Genomic DNA, 17,010 nt, shown 5'->3' on the forward strand with positions numbered 1-17,010 from the left:
TACCCGTCAGTCCGGCGGTCGCTGCTGCCCGGGCAGCAGGCCCCGACGCTGTCTGCGCAGCACCTCGGCGCGCAGGTAGGCGATCACGGCCCAGACCACGACGAACAGCACCCCGATGAATCCGACAGCCGGGTACACGGCAAATCCGGCGACCAGAACGAACTGCACACCGAGGTTCATCCAGATCGCCCACGGCTTGCCCTGCACACCGGCCAGCAGGATCAGCAGCACCGCGAAGCCCACCAGGTATGCGGTCGACCAGGCCGTCAGCCCACCACCGACCGACCCGACCACCGGGAGCGCCAGCAGCACGACGATCGCCTCGAGGATCAGGGTGCCGGCCATGACGCCGCGGAAACTCTTCCAGGGGTCTGGCGGAGCCGCCGGGCCGGCGACATTGGGCTGCGGAGCCGCCGGGCCGGGCGTGTCGTCGGTCATTGCGGGTCCTTCCCGAACAAGGTGCGGGCAGCTCCGGCCGTCACCACCGAGCCGGTGATGACGATGCCGGCACCGGAGAACCCGTCGGACTCGGCGGCGGACTCCTCGACCAGCGCGGTGGCCGTCTCGATGGCGTCGGGCAGCGTCGGGGCGCGCAACACCCGCTCGGGCCCGAAGACCTCCTCGGCCCGTAGAGCCAGCGCGTCGACCTCCAGTGCCCGGGGTGACCCGTTCTGGGTGACGACGAGCTGGTCGAGCACCGGCTCCAGCGCGGCCAAGATACCTGTGACGTCCTTGTCCCCCATCACGCTGAGCACACCGACAAGAAACCGGAAGTCGAACTCGGTGCTGAGCGCGTTCGCCAGCACCGCGGCACCGGCGGGATTGTGCGCGGCGTCGATGAACACCGTCGGCGCGCTGCGCATCCGCTCCAGCCGGCCGGGGCTCGCGGCGGCGGCGAAACCCGCACGCACGGCGTCGATGTCGAGCTGGCGTTGCGCGCCGGCACCGAAGAACGCCTCGACTGCGGCCAGGGCGACGACCGCGTTGTGCGCCTGATGCTCGCCGTGCAGCGGCAGGAACACCTCGGGGTAGAGCCCGCCGAGGCCCTGCAGGTCGAGCACCTGGCCGCCGATGGCGACCTGCCGGCTCAGCACGGCGAACTCGGAATCCTCGCGGGCCACCGCGGCGTCCGCGCGGACCACCTCGGCCAGCACAACCTCCATCGCCGCCGGATCCTGACGGCCGATCACCGCGACGGTGTCGGTCTGCACCAGCTCACCTCGCGGGGCGCTGATGATGCCGGCCTTCTCGGCGGCGATCTCGGCGATGCTCTCACCGAGGTATTCGGTGTGGTCGATACCGATCGGCGTGATCACCGCCACGGGTGCGTCGACGACGTTGGTGGCGTCCCAGCGACCGCCCATCCCGACCTCGACGACGGCGATGTCGACCGGGGCGTCGGCGAAGGCGGCGAACGCCATCGCGGTGACCACCTCGAACTTGCTCATCGCCGGACCTCCCCCAGCCTCGGACTGGGCGTCGACCATCTGCACGAAGGGTTCGATCTCGCGGTAGACCTCGACGTAGCGGGCGGGGCTGATCGGCTGGTTGTCGATGGCGATGCGTTCGACTGCCGACTGCAGGTGTGGGCTGGTGGTGCGCCCGGTGCGCTGGTTCATCGCCGTCAGCAGCGCGTCGATCATCCGCACCACCGAGGTCTTGCCGTTGGTGCCCGCAACGTGGATGCACGGGTAGCTGCGCTGCGGTGAGCCCAGTAGATCCATCAATGCCGAGATACGAGCCGTGCTGGGCTCGAGCTTGGTCTCCGGCCAGCGCTGATCGAGCAGATGCTCGACCTGCAACAGCGCCGCGATCTCGTCCGGTGTGGGCTCATCAGCCGAACCTCGCCAGCCCAGCGGCTCCGTCATGCCAGCGCAGCCAGGCGCGCGGTGATCCGCTCGACTTCCTCGCCGGCCAGCTGCTGCCGACCGCGGATCTTGGCGACGACATCGTCGGGCGCCTTGGCCAGGAACGCCTCGTTGTCGAGTTTTGCTGTGGTGCCTGCCAATTCCTTCTGCGCGGCGGCCAGATCCTTCTCCAGCCGGCGGCGCTCGGCGGCGACGTCGACGGTTCCGGAGGTGTCGAGTTCGACGTCGACGGTGCCGCCGGACAGCCGCACCTCGATGTGCGCGGTCGGGGTGAACTCGGCGGCCGGGCTGGTCAGCCAGGCCAGTGCGGTGACCGGTGCCACGTGAGCACCCAGGCCGGCCTGCTGGACGCCCGACAGCCGGGCGGGCACCTTCTGCCGGTCGGCCAGGCCCTGGTCGCTGCGGAACCGGCGCACCTCGGTCACCAGCTTTTGCACGTCGGCGATGCGTTGGGCGGCAACGGCATCCAACACGAAGCCCGACGGCGCCGGCCAGTCGGCGACGACGAGCGACTCCACCTTTCCCGTCGCTTCGCTCGCCCCAGCCGAGCCCGTGAGCGCCTTCCACAACGTCTCGGTGACAAACGGCATCACCGGGTGCAGCAGCTTGAGTAAGGTGTCGAGTACCAAGGCCAGCACTGCGGTGGTGTGCGAAACCCCTTCGGCGATCTGGACTTTGGCCAACTCCAGATACCAGTCGCAGAACTCGTCCCAGGCGAAGTGGTAGAGGGACTCGCATGCCCGGCTGAATTCGTAGCCATCGAAGGCTGAATCAACTTCGGCCCGAACCTGTTCCAGCCGCCCAAGGATCCAGCGGTCGGCGTCGGTCAGATCCTCGGCGGCGGGCAGCGGCGCCGGGGCGGCGCCGTTCATCAACGCGAACCGGGTGGCGTTGAACAGTTTGGTGGCGAAGTTGCGGGAGGCCCGCGCGGCGTCCTCGCCGATCGACAGGTCGCCGCCCGGGCTGGCGCCGCGGGCCAGGGTGAACCGCAGCGCGTCCGCGCCGAACAGTTCGACCCAGTCCAGCGGGTCGATGCCGTTGCCGCGGGACTTGCTCATCTTGCGGCCGTGCTCGTCGCGGATCAGGCCATGCAGGAAGACGTTGTCGAACGGCACCTGCGGTCCGCGCGCGCCGCCGTCGGTGATCGCGTCGTCGCCCGAGACGAAGGTCCCGAACATCACCATGCGGGCCACCCAGAAGAACAGGATGTCGTAGCCGGTGACCAGAACACTTGTCGGATAGAACTTTTCGAGCTCAGGGGTGCGGTCCGGCCAGCCCATCGTGGAGAACGGCCACAGCGCTGAGGAGAACCAGGTGTCCAGAACGTCGGGGTCCTGCTCCCAGCCCTCCGGCGGGGTCTCGTCGGGACCGACGCACACCGTCTGACCATCCGGCCCGTGCCAGATCGGGATGCGGTGGCCCCACCAGAGCTGACGTGAGATGCACCAGTCGTGCATGTCGTCGACCCAGGCGAACCAGCGCGGCTCCAGGCTCTTGGGGTGAATCACGATGTCACCGTCGCGGACCGCGTCGCCGGCGGCCTTGGCCATCGATTCCACCTTCACCCACCACTGCAGGCTCAGCCGCGGCTCGATCGGCTCCCCGCTGCGCTCGGAGTGCCCGACGCTGTGCAGGTACGGCCGCTTCTCGGCGACGATGCGGCCCTCGGCGGCGAGCGCCTCGCGCACCTTGACGCGCGCCTCGAAGCGGTCCATGCCGTCGAACTGTGTTCCGGTGTCGGCGATCCGGCCCTTGGTGTCCATGATCGACGGCATCGCCAGGTTGTGCCGCAGGCCGATCTCGAAGTCGTTCGGGTCGTGCGCAGGGGTGACTTTCACTGCGCCGGTGCCGAATTCGGGGTCGACGTGCGCGTCGGCGACGATGATGATCTCGCGGTCCAGGAACGGGTGCGGCAGCGTGGTGCCGACCAGGTTCCGGTAGCGGTCGTCGTCGGGGTGCACCGCGATCGCGGTGTCGCCGAGCATCGTCTCGATGCGGGTGGTGGCCACCACCAGGTGTGGCTGCGCGTCGTCCATCGAGCCGTACCGGAAGGACACCAGCTCGCCCTCGATGTCCTCGTACTTCACCTCGAGGTCCGAGATCGCCGTCTCGAGCACCGGCGACCAGTTGACCAATCGCTCGGCCTGATAGATCAGTCCGGCGTCGTAGAGGCGTTTGAAGATGGTGCGCACCGCCCGGGACAGACCCTCGTCCATGGTGAAGCGGTCACGGCTCCAGTCCACGCCGTCGCCGATGCGGCGCATCTGGGCGCCGATCGTCCCGCCCGACTCGTGCTTCCAGTCCCAGACCTTCTCGACGAACAGCTCGCGGCCGAAGTCCTCTTTGGTCTTGCCGTCGACGGCGATCTGCTTTTCCACCACGGACTGGGTGGCGATGCCGGCGTGGTCCATGCCCGGCAACCACAGCACCTCGAAGCCCTGCATGCGCTTACGTCGGGTCAGGGCGTCCATCAGGGTGTGGTCGAGCGCGTGGCCCATGTGCAGGCTGCCGGTGACGTTCGGCGGCGGCAGCACGATGGAGTACGGGGGTTTTGCGCTGGTGGCATCGGCGGTGAAATAGCCGGCATCGACCCAGCCCTGATAGATCTGCTGCTCTACCGCTCCCGGCTCCCACGACTTGGGCAGGGCCTCGGCACGAGAGTCGTCAGTGGTGGTCACCCGTTAATTCTAGGAACGGGCGAACCGGGCCCGACGGGCGGTGCGGACAGCGCCGCGTCCCGCCGGGCCGTTCGCACTACTTCTTGCCGCCCAGCAGCCCGCCCAGGATGCTGCCGATGGCACCGCCCTGCTGGCCGCCGAGCACGCTGCCCAGGATGCTGCCCAGCGCGTTGTTGCCGCCGCCACCGCCACCGGAGGCACCGCCGAGGATGCCGCCCAGCAGGTCACCGAGGCCACCGCCGGAGGAGGCGGCCTGAGTGCTGGCGCCGCCGGCCTGGTTGCCGGCGAACTGCTTGCCGATGTAGGCGATGATGATCGGGGTCAGGATCGGCAGCAGCTTCTTGATCAGGTCTCCGCCGCCGGCGCCGGTTCCGGCCAGTGCCGAGGCCACCTGATTGGTGTCGTTGCCGCCGAAGATGCGCGAGACGATCGCCTCGCCCTGGCCGGTGTCGACCTGGTCGACATTCACCCCGCCGTCGAGCAGGTCGCTGGATGCGGTTTCGGCGATGGTCGACTCGAGCTTGCTGGAGTCGATGTCGTTGGAGACGACGTTGTGTTGGATGCTGCCGAGCAGGGTCGGCACCAGCGTCTGGATGGCCTGGCTCACCTCGCCCTGGTCAGCGCCGAGCTTGCTGGCGATGTCGGCTACCGGAATCTGGTTGTAGAGGTCTTCAAGACCGGCCATGATGAGGTTCCACCTTCGTGATGAATGTTTGCGGAGATCGGAGCCGACATTAGTCGAGCCGACCCCCTGCGGCACTAATTACGCGCAGAGAATAAATCAGTTCAGGCGGGCCGTCTCCAAGGTGATGCCGGCTGCCGGGAACCGGGCCAGCAGTGCGTCGCCCATCGCCGCCGCGGGGGTCAGGACACCGCGCAGATCGGAGAGCTTGTCGCGGTCGAACGCCAGGGCCAGGCCACATTCGCCGAGCATCACCGACGTCGCCTTGTAGCCGGGATCGCCCTGCTGCGCGATGGTGGCGACGTACCGCGCGCCGCCGGTGGTGGCGGTATAGGTCTCGGCGCGGTAGTAGCCCTTCTCGCGGGCTTCGTCGCTGGGCCCGGTGCCCGGCTTGGGGGCAATGCGCTCGACCAGGCGGCGCGGCAGCAGCCGGAAGAATCGGCTGCCCAGTGCCACCACCCCGTTGTTCGCCGCCGTGGCCACCGCGGAGACCGCGGGCGCCAGGATCGACGAGCCGACACTCATGTTCTCCGCGTAGCGGAACCTCGTGCCGTAGGCATAGTCCAGTAAGGCGTTGCTGCGCCGCACAATTCGCGTGTTGTAGAGCGCCATGACGAAGCCGGTGGTCCAGGTGCCCGCCAACTCCGGGGCGATGTCACGCCCCCGGCGCCACGGCAGGTCGGGCTGGGGCCCGAGCTCGGGTTCGGCGGCCCGATCCTGGCTCAGTGTGTAGGGATCCTCGAAGAGCCGGCGTGTGTTGGGGTCGTTGGACGACGCCCGGAACACCTCGATCATCGAGGCCACCGTGCCGCCCGACACCCCGCCGGAGAATCCGCGCAGCACGAAGTTCGTGTCGCCGAGTTCCCCCGCGCCGTCCTGTTGCGCCCGGCGGTAGAGCGCGAAAACGCTCATATCCGAAGGGATCGAATCGAATCCGCACGCATGCACGATGCGCGCCCCGGTGTCGACGGCTTCCTTGTGGTAGTCGTCGATGCTCTGCCGGACGAACATGGCCTCGCCGGTGAGGTCGGCATAGTCGGTGCCCGCAGCCGCGCACGCCGCCACGAGCGGCAGCCCGTAGCGGCTGTAGGGACCGACGGTGGTGACCACCACCCGGGTGCGGGCGGCCATGTCGTTCAGCGACGACGGCGAGGACGCGTCGGCGGTCAGGATCGGCCAGTCTTGCGCCGCTTCGCCGAGGGCGTCCCGGATGGCCAGCAGCCGTTCGGGTGACCGGCCGGCCAGCGCGATGCGGGCTCCGCCGCCGGCGTGGGCCAGGTATTCGGCGGTGAGCCTGCCGACGAAACCGGTGGCTCCGTACAGAACGATGTCGAATTCACGCTGCTCTGCGGTCATGGTCGCCAACTTACCGGGACGCGGCTACCCCAAGGCTTCGGGGAACTGCACACTCTCCCCCAGCACGTACTCGGCCAGGAACGCGGTCACCACCTGATACCAGAGCTTGGCGTGCTGCGGCGAGAGCACCCAATGGTTCTCGGTCGGGAAGTACAGGAAGCGGTGTGGTGAGCTGCCGTCGTCGGCGGCGGGCAGGCGCGATTCGGTCAGCACCTCGTACCACAGCCGCAGCGCCTCGCCGATCGGTACGCGATAGTCCTTGTCCCCGTGGATCACCAGCATCGGTGTATTGATGTTCTCGACGAAACGGTGCGGCGAATTCGCTTGCGCCATTGCCGGTGTCATCTCACGTGCCCAGTAGTACGCGCCGTCGGTGGTGGGCCCGAACTGGTCGAGCGCCCACAGGCTGGCATGGGTGACGATGGCGCGGAATCGGTCGGTGTGCCCGGCCACCCAATTGGCCATGTATCCGCCGAAGGATCCGCCCATCGCCGCGGTGCGCTGCGCATCGATGCGCGGGTCGGTGCAGGCGGCGTCCACGGCGGCCATCAGGTCCTCGTAGGGTGCGCCGCCCCACGCGCCCCAGCCGCGCTGGATGAACTCCTGCCCGTAGCCGGTCGACAGTGCAGGGTCGGGCAGCAGTACCGCGTACCCGCGGGCCGCCATCAGCCACGGGTTCCATCGCCACGACCAGACGTTCCAGCTGTTCAGCGGACCACCGTGGATCCAGAGCAGCAGTGGCGCGGGACCGCTCTGCGCGCGGGGCAACACCAGCCATGACCGCACCTCGACCCCGTCGGCGGTGGTGGCCGTGACCTCGGTCAGTTCGCCGGGCAACTCGGGACGGTCGACGCAGGGCAGCACTGTCACCGCGTCGCCGACGCGGACCGGATGCGGTGGAGCCGCATAGGAGGTCCGCAGGGCGTAGATGACGCCGTCGGGCGCCGCGACGACGTTGATGTAGCTGAAGTCGTCGTCGGTGCGCCGGCGGACGGTCCCGTCGAGCCGGACTTCGAAGATCGGGCAGCGGCCGTTGTCGTCGGCGGTGACCAGAAGGGCTGAGCCGTCGTGCGTCCAGGTGACCGAGGCCGGCCAGCGGTCCCACCCCGTGGCGACCTCGGTCCAGCCCTCTGAGTCCAACACTTTGTGGCACAACGTGATTCGCGGCGCGTGGTACGGAGTCGAGATGGTCTCCCTAGTGAAGGCCAGCGCGGTGCCGTCCGGCGAGATCGCGGGATGTTGCAGGTCGGCGCCGGGATCGTCGGCGATGACGGTGCGCTCACCGGTGGCCAGATCGATCCGCATGAGGATCGACCGCAGCGCGGCACCCGGTGCGGGTATGCGCCAGGTCGCCACGGCGAAGCTGCCGTCGGGGCTGACCGTGACATCCGGTTCACCGCCCAGTGCGGACCCCGGGCGGACGGTCACGTCGGTCACGGCGCCGTCGTGGGCGACGACGAACAGGTGGGTCTGGTCGGGGCCGAGGTCGGAGCCCCAGTGCCGCACCGGGTAGCCGGTGTGCAGGATCGCGGTGACCTTGTTGTCCTTGCGCAACGCGCGCAACCGGCGGTCCTCGTCGACCGATGCGGCCGAGGGCAGCAGTGCACCCGCGGCCACGATCACCGGAGCAGCGGATGCGGTCCACACTCCGCTGAGGCCACCGGGCAGTTCGGCGATCCGGGTCGCTTCTCCCCCGGCGGCCGCAAGCCGCCACAGTGCGGCCGGCGGCTTGTCGTCGTCCTCGGTCGGCCGGACCGCGGCGAACAGCAGGTCGCCCTCGGCGGTGAATGCGGGCGCCGATTCACCCTTGGCCCCGCGGGTCAGCCGACGGGCGGGCTGGACTCCGGCGGGGTCCAGCTCCCACACCGCACTGATGTACTCGGTGTTCTTGGCGTTGAGTTCGGCGATCGTCGTCACGACGCGGGATCCGTCGGGCGACACCGCCAACCCGGACACCCGGGGTAGCGCGATATAGGTGTCGAGATCGTCGAACGGCCCTGAGGTCATGACCCGTTGGTAGCACAGCCGGGGCTAGGGTCGGCTCCATGGCCGACATCGCCGTCGTCGGGGCGGGTATCGCCGGGCTGGCCACCGCTGTCGCGTTACGGCAGCAGGGCCATTCCGTCACAGTGATCGAAGAACGGACCGACACCAGTTCCGGGGCCGGCATCAGCATCTGGCCGAATGCCCTGGCCGCGCTGGACGTGCTGGGGCTCGGCGATCAGGTCCGCCGTGCGGGCGGCCGGGTCACCGCGGGCGCCATCCGCTGGAAGGACGGCAGCTGGCTGCGCAGGCCGGCCGGTCAGCGCATCGTCAGCGCGCTCGGCGAGCCTCTCGTGGTCCTGCAGCGGGTGGCGCTGCGTGACGTTCTGGCCGGCGCGCTGGCGCCGCAGACCGTCGTGAACGGGATCGCGGTGCGCGGGCTGTCGGTCGCCGCGGGCCGGGTCCGGCTGGAACTCTCGGATACCTCACTACTGGAGGTGGACGCCGTCGTCGGCGCCGACGGGACCGGTTCCGTGGTCGCCGGCCACCTGAACGGGCCGCTGGCGCACCGCTACGCCGGCTACACCGCCTGGCGCGGCGTCGCCGCGATGGCGATCCCCGCTGAACTGGCAGGCGAGACGATGGGGTCCGGCACCGAGGTGGGCCACGTGCCGATGGGTGCCGATCGCACCTATTGGTTCGTCACCGAACGGGTGGCCGAGGGCGCCGCGGCCGCCCAGGGCGAGCTGGCCTACCTGCGCGCGAAGCTGGCGTCCTGGGCCGAACCGATTCCCAGCATGCTGGCCGCGACCGACCCGGCGCAGGTGCTGCGCAACGACCTCTACGACCGCAGCCCCGCACGGTGCTGGGCCGCTGGCCCCGTCGCGCTCGTCGGCGACGCGGCCCACCCAATGCGCCCGCACCTCGGCCAGGGCGGCTGTCAGGCGCTGGAGGACGCTGCGGTGCTCGGTGCCTTTGTCGGCCTGCACCCTGATCTGCCGCGCGCATTCGCGTCCTACGCGGCGTTTCGGCGCCACCGGGTGGCGGCCCTGGTGCGCGAGTCACGCACGATCGGACGCATCGTGAATCTGCGGCCCGCCGCCCTCAGCGGCGCGCTGAGCCGCGCGACGGTCCTGCTGCCGGAGTTTCTGGTGACCCGTCACCTCGCCACCATCGCCGGGCGCTCGGCGTTCACGCTCCCCACACACCACGACGCCCAGTCGGCGTAAGCCGGCTGGGCGTCGTTGGCGGGATATCAGCGAAGGCCGAGTGCGTTGGCGATCGCCTTGCCCGGGTCGTGGATGGCCTGGCACATCTTGTTGAAGTCGATCGACTTGAACGGGCCGCTCAGAACGTTCGCGCAGGCGTCCTGGACCGGGGCGCCGCTCGCAGTGGAGCTGGTGGAGACCGGGACGGCGAAACCGGGGGCGGCGGCATTCTTGCCGCAGGTCGGCCATGCGCCGATGCCCTGCTTGCTGACCACGTTCTCGGCGACGCGGATCTGCTCCTCGCGGGAAGCCTGGTGAGGCGAGCCGACACCGCCGTTGGCGGCCCAGGTGGCCGGCTTGAACTGCAGTCCGCCGTAGAAGCCATTGCCGGTGTTGGCCGCCCAGTTGCCGCCCGACTCGCACTGCGCCACCGCGTCCCAGTTGACGCCGCTGTCGGCAGAAGCACTTCCGCAGCTCAGAGCGAATCCGGCCAGAGCAAGTGCTCCGGAGATGACTGCCAGAGTGACGATCCTGCGAATGGTGCTCATCTGTATGCCCTTCCCGACAAGGGGCGCAACTTCTGCGCTGTTGTGAGGTGAATCGCACCTAAAGGGACGGGTGTTACTGGCGTGTCAATTGAATTCTCTGAGATTTCTGATAGAGGAGTTCTTAATGAGACAAGGGTGGCGCCGGACCTATCAGGTCCGGCGCCACCCTTGTTGACGGCTAGATCAGCCGCGACGCCCGCACACCGGCCACGCGCCGATGCCCTGGGTGCGCAGCACGTTCTCGGCCACCCGAATCTGCTCCGAACGCGACGCCATATGCGGCGAGCCGCTGCCACCATTGGAACGCCAGGTGCCGATGGTGAACTGCAGACCGCCGTAGTAGCCGTTCCCGGTGTTGATCGCCCAGTTACCGCCCGACTCGCAGGCCGCGACTGCGTCCCAGTTCACGCCGCTGTCGGCGGAGGCGGTACCGGTAGCCATGGCCATCGGAGCGACGACCAGGGCGCCGCCGATGGCGGCCATCCCGAAGGAGCGGGCAAACGTCTTGCGGAGGTGGTTCAAAATCTATCCTTTCGCCGCGCGCCCGCCGGGGAGACCACCCGCCGTCAGGCAGGGCGTACCTGGCTTTCCAGCCAGGTGTCCTCGGATCGTGCCGTCTCGGTCGGGCACGACAGTGGCGCCGGCTGGCCCCGCCGGGTTCGGTCACCGGCGACAGCAGGAGGTCTCTCGACCTCCCCGGCCCCACTCATACGCAGGGTTCGTACATCTGGAGTTGTTTGCTCCCACTGGGGAACGACTAGGACCGTACGGACCGGCCAGAACGAAGTCACGTCAGCGACACGCCTATCTCGGTTTGATAACAACACGATCACAGTACGAACCTGAGAGTTGTCTGTGCAGGTCAGCGGGGTGTTTTCTGCATACGTCGAATGTTGACGCGCCGGAAAATTAAGTGATGTTTATCACGCAGTTTTTGTGGCATGGGCCACAGGTATTTGGATAACACCAAGCGTTCCCGCGCCGATGAATATCCCGCTTTCGGCGACCAGCGCCCCATGCCAGCCGACGCCACAGTATCGGTCCGCCGCGTGGTTAGCTACGGGCAGACAGCCGAGCCGCTGCGATTTGCGACACGTAATCCACTGTGCGACAACATTTCTCGCGCACTGGCCAGACCCTTCCGAGGCTTGCCGGGTCGATCGGCGACCGGGTCGGCGATGCGCTGATACCACACCGGATACCCACCTGACCATAGGGTTCACCAGACCGGCGCCGCGGCGCGGGAGCAGTCCCCGCCAACCCCCGGCGGCAGGCCGGGGCGTGCCACGCCCGACCCCCGCCCCTGATGCGCAGCGCACCGGTCACACTCGGTGCCATCTCGGCGCCGATGGTGCGAATTACTCGCCGCGGACGTGAGCGCTTACCCGCCGAACGCCGAAAAACCTTCTGCCGCATCAGATTTCCGGCCGTCCGGAAGCACTTCAACGCAGATAACGGGGGCCGGTAGATTACCGATTTGTTATTGGCGGCCCTATAACGACTATTGGTCGGTTTATGTCGACGGTTGCTGAGCCATGTCAGCGGGCGAATTGATGTTTGCCAGCTGGTGCTCGAAGGGGACCACTACGCGCTGAGTCACGACGGTCTCGGCCAGGGCACGCATGCTGCGCTCACCGGCGGCGACCAGTGCGTCGATGTGATCGGCCAGCCCGGTCCGGTAGATGCCGGCGAGGTAGTGGTCCCTGCCATCCCAGGGCAGCACGATGTCGACGCCGTCGTAGTCCACGAGTGCGTCGATGACCTCGGCAGACAGAAAGGGCATGTCGACGGCGGTGACGAAGGCCCGCTCGGAGCCGGCGGCTGCGGCAGCGCGCAGGCCGCGGCCGGTGGCCAGCAGCGGACCGACTCCGCGGACTTCGTCGCGCAGTACCTCAGCGGCCAGGGTTGGTAGAGCTTGCCCGGGTGCGGCGATCACGAACACCGGGGAACAACGGGCGCTGAGCACCTCGAGGGTGTGCTCGACCATGGTGGTCGCCGCGCTGGGGTGCGGCAGGGTGGCCTTGTCGCGGCCCATGCGGCGTGACGCACCGCCCGCCAGTACAACGGCGGCCAGCGGAGCGGTAGCGCCCACGGGTGTCCCGACTATTCCACGGTCCAGGTGTCACGCCCACGCAGCAGTGACTGCAGTGCGTGGCGGTCGTGCGGGGTGGCCTCGCGGGCCGCGCGGACCTGGTCGCGGGCCGCATCGTCGTAGGCGGGACGCTTGACCTGCCGGAAGATGCCCATCACGGTGTGCTCGAGGTTCTGGTCGGACAGCCTCGAGAGCGCAAAGGAGTACGCCGGGTCGTCGATCTGTGCGTCGTGGACAACGATGTCGCTGGCGGACACGTCGGCAGTCTTGGCGACATCCAGGCCGAACCCGGACTTGACGACGCAGTACTCACCGTCGGCACCGAAGGTCACCGGCTCACCCTGGCGGACGTTGATGACCCGCTCCTCAGCACCTTCCTTGCGCAGGACGTCGAAGGAGCCGTCGTTGAAGATCGGGCAGTCCTGCAGGATCTCGACGAGTGCAGCACCCCGGTGTTCAGCCGCGGCGCGCAGCACCTCGGACAGCCCCGCACGGTCGGAGTCCAGAGCCCGCCCGACGAACGTCGCCTCGGCCCCCAGTGCCAGCGACACCGGGTTGAAGGGGTAGTCCAGCGAGCCCATCGGGGTGGACTTCGTGACCTTGCCGACCTCAGAGGTCGGCGAGTACTGACCCTTGGTCAGCCCGTAGATCCGGTTGTTGAACAGCAGGACCGTGATGTTGACGTTGCGGCGCAACGCGTGGATCAGGTGGTTGCCGCCGATCGACAGGGCGTCGCCGTCACCGGTGACCACCCAGACCGACAGATCGGGCCGGGCCAGCGCCAAGCCGGTCGCGACGGTCGGCGCGCGGCCGTGGATCGAGTGGAAGCCGTAGCTCTCCAGGTAATACGGGAAACGGCTCGAGCAGCCGATGCCGCTGACGAACGCGATGTTCTCCCGGCGCAACCCGAGCTCGGGCAGGAAATTGCGGATGGTGTTGAGGATGACGTAGTCGCCACACCCCGGGCACCACCGCACCTCCTGGTCGGTGGTGAAGTCCTTGGCCTTCTGCGGCGCGTCGGTCGTGGGCACCCCGTCCGTCTTCGACGCCGGTGCCAGAAGGTCAGTTCCGATCAGATCGGTCATGCGTTCACTCCCGCGGTAGCTGCCGCCAGCCTGGCGAACTTCGCCTTGTCGCTTTCGGTCTCCCTGAGCGTTCCGTCCAGGGCTCCATCGATGATGCCCTCGACCTCGTCGGCGAGGAAGGCCATGCCCTGCACCTTGGTGACCGACTGGACGTCGACCAGGTACTTGCCGCGCAGCAGCAATGCCAGCTGGCCGAGGTTCATCTCCGGCACGACCACCTTCGGGTAGCGCGCCAGCACCTCACCGAGGTTGGCCGGGAACGGGTTGAGGTAGCGCAGCTGGGCGTGGGCCACCTTGATTCCGCGGCGGCGGGCCCGGCGGCAGGCTTCCCCGATGGGCCCGAACGACGAGCCCCAGCCCAGGAGCAGCAGTTCTGCGTCGCCGCTCGGGTCGTCGACCTCGAGGTCGGGCACGTCGATGCCGTCGATCTTGGCCTGACGCAACCGGACCATCAGATCGTGGTTGGCCGGCTCGTAGGAGATGTTGCCCGAGCCGTTGGCCGACTCCAGGCCACCGATGCGGTGCTCCAGACCGGGAGTTCCGGGGATGGCGAACTGACGCGCCAGGGTCTCCGGGTCACGGTTGTAGGGAGCGAAGTCCTCGGCCGCTGTCGCGAAGTTGGGATCGATCGACGCGAAATCCCCGACGTCGGGGATACGCCACGGTTCCGAACCGTTGGCGATGGCACCGTCGGACAGCAGGATCACCGGCGTGCGATAGGTCAGCGCGATCCGGGCGGCCTCGATGGCGACCTCGAAGCAGTCCGACGGGGACCGCGCGGCCAGCACAGCCACCGGCGACTCGCCGTTGCGGCCGAACATCGCCTGCAGCAGGTCGGACTGCTCGGTCTTGGTGGGCAGGCCGGTCGAGGGCCCGCCGCGTTGCACGTCGATCACCAGCAGCGGCAGTTCGGTCATCACAGCCAGGCCGATGGCCTCCGACTTCAGGGAGATGCCGGGGCCCGACGTGCTGGTGACACCCAGTGCTCCGCCGTAGGACGCGCCGATCGCGGCGCCGATGCCGGCGATCTCGTCCTCAGCCTGGAAGGTCAGCACGTTGAAGTTCTTGTGCTTGGACAGTTCGTGCAGGATGTCCGACGCCGGGGTGATCGGGTAGCTGCCCAGGATCACCTGGACGTCGGCGAGTTGGCCGGCGGCGATGACGCCGTAAGCCAGGGCCGTGTTACCCGAGATCTGCCGGTACTCGCCGGGAGCCAGCTTGGCCGGGGCCACCTCATAGGTGGTGCCGAACGCCTCGGTGGTCTCGCCGTAGTTCCAGCCCGCCTTGAGCGCCAGCACGTTGGCCTCGGCGACATCGGGCTTGCGGGCGAACTTCTCCCGGATGAAGGTCTCGCTGGTCTCGATGGGCCGGCCGTACATCCACGACAGCAGGCCGAGGGCGAACATGTTCTTGGCCCGCTGACCGTCCTTCTTGGACGCGCCGATCTCCTCGACCGCACCGAGGGTCAGGGTCGTCATCGGGATCGCATGCACCACGAACTCCGAGAGTTCGTCGCTCTCCAGCGGGTTGCTCTCGTAGCCCACCTTCGCGAGGTTGCGCTTGGTGAACTCGTCGGAGTTGGCGATCACCAGGCCGCCGCGCGGCAGGTCCTCGAGATTGGCCTTGAGCGCCGCCGGGTTCATCGCGACCAGCACGTCGGGACGGTCACCCGCGGTGAGGATGTCGTAGTCGGCGATCTGGATCTGGAACGACGAAACACCGGGCAGCGTGCCCTGAGGTGCACGGATCTCGGCGGGGTAATTCGGCTGTGTCGCAAGGTCGTTGCCGAAGAGAGCCGCTTCGGTGGTGAACCGGTCACCCGTGAGCTGCATACCGTCGCCGGAGTCACCGGCGAATCGGATGACAACCTTCTCGAGTTTCTGCCGGTTACCCGTAGCCCCGTTGCCGTTCGGACCCACGTGCCCGCCTTTCATTGGTTCTTCTCGGGCCAATTCCGTGTCGCGGTCGAACGACGCGCCAGCGAAATCGGACAGCCGTGTTCAATTGCTGTCACTCGCAGTACCGATTATTGCACTTTCTTAGGCAAGCTATGCCGGCGTGGGACCCTGACACGCCGTCGTCAAGGGCCCAAAGTCACAGCTCACGGCCATGATGTACCACCGAGTGAGACATCGGTGTGTCGTTCGTCACTTTTACGGGCTTGTTAACTCTAAGAGATTTGGCTACTCGCGAGTAGGTCACCTCCGCCGTCGCGGACCCTCCCCCGGCTACGGTGCGTCGCGTCGCCGCTTCTCTAGTTCACCCGCGACGAGTTCACTGGCCGCCTTGGCTGCCCAGGCGGGGTCGGCGCCTGCCGCGCGGTTGGCCACATAGCTCGAGGTGAACATGTCACCGGCACCCGTGGTCTGCACGTTCTCGACACGCCACGCAGCCGGAACCCGCACGCAGCTGCCCTCGGTATAGATGTCGCACCCTTCCGACCCGTAGGTCACCAGAATCTCCGGGACCCCCAACTGTCGCGCCGTGGCCTCGTCGAAGTCGCCGTCGGCGACGATCAGCGCCTCGTCCTCGGCCAGCTTGAGGATGTCGACGTCGGCCAGCAGCTCGCGCGGATAGTGGCGATCGACAACCAGCGGCCCCAATCGGTCGGCCCGCACGAGGCCCTGTCCGTCGTAGGCGATCCGGTGGCCCCGCTTCGCCAGCAGCGCCAGTGTCGAGGCCGGGAAGTCGGTACGCAGCAGCGGCGCCAGATGTAACCACGTGGTGGCCGGGTCGGCGGCCTCGATCTCGCGGGGTCCCCACACCGGACCGATCGCCGTCACCGACATGCGGCGGTGGTCCACGTCGTCGTAGTCGAGGCGAAACGCGCTCGTCCGTTCGGCAGGCAGGATCGTCAGAATCGGGCCGAACCGTTCGGCCAAACCCGTGAACAAGGGCATGTCCCTGGCCGCGGCCAGAGCCACGATCCGACCGTGGCCGCCTGCGGCTTCGATGGCTACGCCTGCGAACGACGCGCACCCGCCGGGAGTGCGGGCACCGCCGTCAATGACGTCGATGGCGAGGTTGCCCAGCACGGTGACGCCCGGAACGGGCTTCGCGGGAGGCTGTGGCATTGGCGACATGCTAGTGCCGCTGCCGGGCTGCCACCTGCACGACGTTGCCCTCCGGGTCGACCGCGTCGACGCGGATCGTGTTCGCCCACGTCCACTCGAAGTCCGGGGGATCCACGACGCCACCGTGTTCGACGATGCGCCGCCGCGCGTCGGCCAGATCGTCGACGGGCACGACGAGCTTGATCGGGGTCTCCTCACGCCGCACCGGCGGGTCGGCAATGACGATCTCGGCAGCGACTTCAGCCGGCACCCGGAGCAGGTGCAGGGTGGACCCGGCAACCGCCACGTCAGCACCGCGGTCGTCGCTGCGCGACAACGTCAGCCCGAGGGCGTGGTGGTAGAACGCAACCATCCGCGGGAGGTCGACCACGTACAACACCGCATCCACCGCCCGATCCTACGTTTCACAGTGCCGAACAGCGGGGCTCGGAATCGG

13 protein-coding genes and 1 pseudogene are annotated in these 17,010 nt (G+C 68.2%); 1 reads left to right on the forward strand and 13 read right to left on the reverse strand.

Going from position 1 to position 17,010, the window contains the following annotated elements:
- Positions 1-6: 6 nt before the first annotated feature.
- The 6 genes from OG976_RS04220 to OG976_RS04245 all read right to left on the reverse strand — a co-directional run bounded on the left by OG976_RS04220 (position 7) and on the right by OG976_RS04245 (position 8,591).
- Positions 7-438: a DUF4233 domain-containing protein gene (locus tag OG976_RS04220; RefSeq protein WP_328358300.1), complete on the reverse strand. Its 432-nt coding sequence runs from the start codon at positions 436-438 to the stop codon at positions 7-9.
- On the reverse strand, positions 435-1,868 hold the full coding sequence (gene folC, locus OG976_RS04225; protein WP_328358303.1) for a bifunctional tetrahydrofolate synthase/dihydrofolate synthase: 1,434 nt from the start codon (positions 1,866-1,868) through the stop codon (positions 435-437). The genes OG976_RS04220 and folC overlap by 4 nt, the downstream gene beginning before the upstream one ends.
- Complete coding sequence (locus tag OG976_RS04230; protein WP_328358306.1) at positions 1,865-4,546, reverse strand: valine--tRNA ligase; 2,682 nt, start codon at positions 4,544-4,546, stop codon at positions 1,865-1,867. The genes folC and OG976_RS04230 overlap by 4 nt, the downstream gene beginning before the upstream one ends.
- 76 nt (positions 4,547-4,622) lie before the next feature.
- Complete coding sequence (locus tag OG976_RS04235; protein ID WP_328358308.1) at positions 4,623-5,231, reverse strand: DUF937 domain-containing protein; 609 nt, start codon at positions 5,229-5,231, stop codon at positions 4,623-4,625.
- Positions 5,232-5,327: 96 nt separating this feature from the next.
- The gene (locus OG976_RS04240; protein ID WP_328358311.1) at positions 5,328-6,584 is read right to left on the reverse strand and encodes a saccharopine dehydrogenase family protein; all 1,257 of its coding nucleotides are present in this window, start codon (positions 6,582-6,584) and stop codon (positions 5,328-5,330) included.
- A gap of 24 nt (positions 6,585-6,608) precedes the next feature.
- The gene (locus OG976_RS04245) at positions 6,609-8,591 is read right to left on the reverse strand and encodes a prolyl oligopeptidase family serine peptidase (protein ID WP_328358314.1); all 1,983 of its coding nucleotides are present in this window, start codon (positions 8,589-8,591) and stop codon (positions 6,609-6,611) included.
- A gap of 38 nt (positions 8,592-8,629) precedes the next feature.
- On the opposite strand from OG976_RS04245, the gene OG976_RS04250 reads away from it, so the two are divergent.
- Positions 8,630-9,796: an FAD-dependent oxidoreductase gene (locus OG976_RS04250; protein WP_328358317.1), complete on the forward strand. Its 1,167-nt coding sequence runs from the start codon at positions 8,630-8,632 to the stop codon at positions 9,794-9,796.
- Between the two features lie 26 nt (positions 9,797-9,822).
- Here OG976_RS04250 and OG976_RS04255 read toward each other — a convergent pair whose 3' ends face one another.
- From OG976_RS04255 to OG976_RS04285, 7 genes and pseudogenes are all read right to left on the reverse strand, one after another.
- Positions 9,823-10,323, reverse strand: coding sequence for a transglycosylase family protein (locus tag OG976_RS04255; protein ID WP_328358320.1), 501 nt, complete (start codon positions 10,321-10,323; stop codon positions 9,823-9,825).
- 183 nt (positions 10,324-10,506) lie between these two features.
- Positions 10,507-10,731 (reverse strand): annotated as a pseudogene (locus OG976_RS04260) (transglycosylase family protein); the annotation flags it as partial.
- Between the two features lie 1,105 nt (positions 10,732-11,836).
- The gene (gene mobA / locus OG976_RS04265) at positions 11,837-12,415 is read right to left on the reverse strand and encodes a molybdenum cofactor guanylyltransferase (RefSeq protein WP_328358324.1); all 579 of its coding nucleotides are present in this window, start codon (positions 12,413-12,415) and stop codon (positions 11,837-11,839) included.
- A gap of 11 nt (positions 12,416-12,426) precedes the next feature.
- Positions 12,427-13,500, reverse strand: coding sequence for a 2-oxoacid:ferredoxin oxidoreductase subunit beta (locus tag OG976_RS04270; protein ID WP_328358327.1), 1,074 nt, complete (start codon positions 13,498-13,500; stop codon positions 12,427-12,429).
- Positions 13,497-15,419, reverse strand: coding sequence for a 2-oxoacid:acceptor oxidoreductase subunit alpha (locus OG976_RS04275; protein ID WP_442930426.1), 1,923 nt, complete (start codon positions 15,417-15,419; stop codon positions 13,497-13,499). The genes OG976_RS04270 and OG976_RS04275 overlap by 4 nt, the downstream gene beginning before the upstream one ends.
- Before the next feature lie 309 nt (positions 15,420-15,728).
- The gene (locus tag OG976_RS04280) at positions 15,729-16,574 is read right to left on the reverse strand and encodes a PfkB family carbohydrate kinase (RefSeq protein WP_328358333.1); all 846 of its coding nucleotides are present in this window, start codon (positions 16,572-16,574) and stop codon (positions 15,729-15,731) included.
- 10 nt (positions 16,575-16,584) lie between these two features.
- On the reverse strand, positions 16,585-16,962 hold the full coding sequence (locus OG976_RS04285) for a VOC family protein (RefSeq protein WP_328358336.1): 378 nt from the start codon (positions 16,960-16,962) through the stop codon (positions 16,585-16,587).
- Between the last annotated feature and the right edge of the window lie 48 nt (positions 16,963-17,010).

The sequence above is a fragment of the Mycobacterium sp. NBC_00419 genome (genome assembly GCF_036023875.1).
In the GTDB taxonomy this organism is placed as follows: domain Bacteria; phylum Actinomycetota; class Actinomycetes; order Mycobacteriales; family Mycobacteriaceae; genus Mycobacterium.

What these genes read in the sequence shown, in the direction of transcription:
- OG976_RS04280 (WP_328358333.1), bottom strand. Translation starts at nt 16,574, where the DNA reads ATGCCACAGCCTCCCGCGAAGCCCGTTCCGGGCGTCACCGTGCTGGGC.
- OG976_RS04255 (WP_328358320.1), bottom strand. Translation starts at nt 10,323, where the DNA reads ATGAGCACCATTCGCAGGATCGTCACTCTGGCAGTCATCTCCGGAGCA.
- OG976_RS04235 (WP_328358308.1), bottom strand. Translation starts at nt 5,231, where the DNA reads ATGGCCGGTCTTGAAGACCTCTACAACCAGATTCCGGTAGCCGACATC.
- OG976_RS04220 (WP_328358300.1), bottom strand. Translation starts at nt 438, where the DNA reads ATGACCGACGACACGCCCGGCCCGGCGGCTCCGCAGCCCAATGTCGCC.
- folC (WP_328358303.1), bottom strand. Translation starts at nt 1,868, where the DNA reads ATGACGGAGCCGCTGGGCTGGCGAGGTTCGGCTGATGAGCCCACACCG.
- OG976_RS04250 (WP_328358317.1), top strand. Translation starts at nt 8,630, where the DNA reads ATGGCCGACATCGCCGTCGTCGGGGCGGGTATCGCCGGGCTGGCCACC.
- OG976_RS04240 (WP_328358311.1), bottom strand. Translation starts at nt 6,584, where the DNA reads ATGACCGCAGAGCAGCGTGAATTCGACATCGTTCTGTACGGAGCCACC.
- OG976_RS04245 (WP_328358314.1), bottom strand. Translation starts at nt 8,591, where the DNA reads ATGACCTCAGGGCCGTTCGACGATCTCGACACCTATATCGCGCTACCC.
- OG976_RS04270 (WP_328358327.1), bottom strand. Translation starts at nt 13,500, where the DNA reads ATGACCGATCTGATCGGAACTGACCTTCTGGCACCGGCGTCGAAGACG.